The organism is Nonomuraea sp. NPDC051298 (genome assembly GCF_055586305.1).
In genome coordinates this window covers 1-1655 of sequence record NZ_JBVJIM010000064.1, presented here as the reverse complement: position 1 = coordinate 1655, position 1655 = coordinate 1, and the positions used below count along the sequence as shown (strand labels likewise).

Genomic DNA, 1655 nt, shown 5'->3' with positions numbered 1-1655 from the left:
TCGGCTCTGGCCCACTTTCGGTGGTGACGGACCGCGGTTAGCCGAGCAGGATGCGATGGCGGAGGAGTGCGAAGCCGGCTCGCCCGTACATCTGCCTCTTGATCATTTTTGTTTTGGTGTTGACGCCTTCGGTGCCGCCGTTGTGGAACGGGAGCGTGAGGGCGGCGTTGACGGCGGCTCGGTCGTAGTCCAGCCCGCGGGTGAAGGCGTGCATGTGAGGTAGGTCGACCTGACGCGCTTGTTCGGTCCAGGCGGTCAGTAGCTGGTCGTTGCCCGGCTTGGGGTCGAGGAGAGCGGCGAAGTCCCGGACGAGTCCGGCGAGCATGGTCATCTCGTGGCAGGCGGCGATGGCGGCATCCAGTCGCTCGGCGTGGTGGTCCTTGAGCTTGCTCGGTTCGGTGAGGAGAAGGCTGGCCAAGCGCTTGGGTGAGATCGCGGGCCGGTCGCATTCGACGCGGCCTTGGTTGATGTACCGGTAGAGCAGGTTCTGGCTGCCGGTGTAGCCGAGTTTCTTGATCTCGACAAGGAGCTGCTGGACCGGGACGGCGGGATCTTCGGCTCGGCGTTGGCGCAGATGGTCGCGGAACGGGTCGACAAGCGTGGGCCGGTACTTCGGCACGCGCACCAGTCGTTCGGGTTCGCTGACCCGGGCGTAGCGCTTCACGGTGTTGAGCGCCAAGCCCAGGCGGCGGGCGCATTCCAGCAGCCCGACACCCTGGTTGAGCAGGGCATGAACCTGCTGCCAGCGCTCGCGCGTGGTGGCGGCCCCTACCCCTTCTTTCGGCGGCGGGCCAGTCTTGCCCCAACAGGAGGAGTGCGCGGCGACCTCCTTCACCACGGCTTCGGCCAGGTTGTGCCAGATATGCCAGCGATCACCGACCTGTACCGCTTCAGGCAGGGCGCGACGGATCGCCTCGGCGTAGGCGCCGCTGCTGTCCCGGCACACCACCCGCGCACCGGGATGGGCACGCAGCCACGCCTCCAAAGTGTCGGCCTGACGGTCGGCGAGTACGTCGATCCGCTCCCGCGTTATCGCGTCGATGATCACCGTGGCGTAGCGGTGTCGTTTGCGGAGAGCGAAGTCGTCCACCCCGATCACTGCCGGCACCGGACGAACCGGCAGAGGCAGGCGCAGCAACGACCGGACCGCGCTCTGCCGCGATAGCCCGACTCCCAGCACGGCCAGCAGCCGAGACCCCGCCCGTCCGGCCAGCTCCCGCACCACCGCCCCCACCTGCGTGGTCAAGGCGACCGTGCGGCGTTGATACGGCTCGGCCAGCCCGGGCAGCGGCTCCCGGAACGTCTGCCGCTCGCACCCCACCCTCGCGCACCTCAGCCGCCGAAACCGCAGCCGCACCATCACCCGCTGCCCGCCCAACGGCAGGTCAGCCAGCTGCCGATGCACATAGCCGTGCACCCGCCCGGCTGCCCCGCAGCTGGGACACGCCACCGGCGCGCCCGTGGAGGCGACATGCACCACGATCGCCCCGGCCCCGGGCTGAACGCTGCCGATGACCAGGCCGGCCAGTTGCGGGAACACCAGCCCCGCAAGATCCTTTACGTCACACCGGCGTCACGCTGACACAGCACCCCGAGATAGCCATGTACCGACACGAACTATCACGGTCCGTCACCACCGAAAGTGGGCCAGAGTC

General features: G+C 68.3%; 1 protein-coding gene. It reads right to left on the bottom strand.

Features of this window, described 5'->3' with window-relative positions:
• Positions 1-37: 37 nt before the first annotated feature.
• The gene (locus ACZ6S0_RS52890; protein WP_465928754.1) at positions 38-1540 is read right to left on the bottom strand and encodes an ISL3 family transposase; all 1503 of its coding nucleotides are present in this window, start codon (positions 1538-1540) and stop codon (positions 38-40) included.
• Positions 1541-1655: the final 115 nt, after the last annotated feature.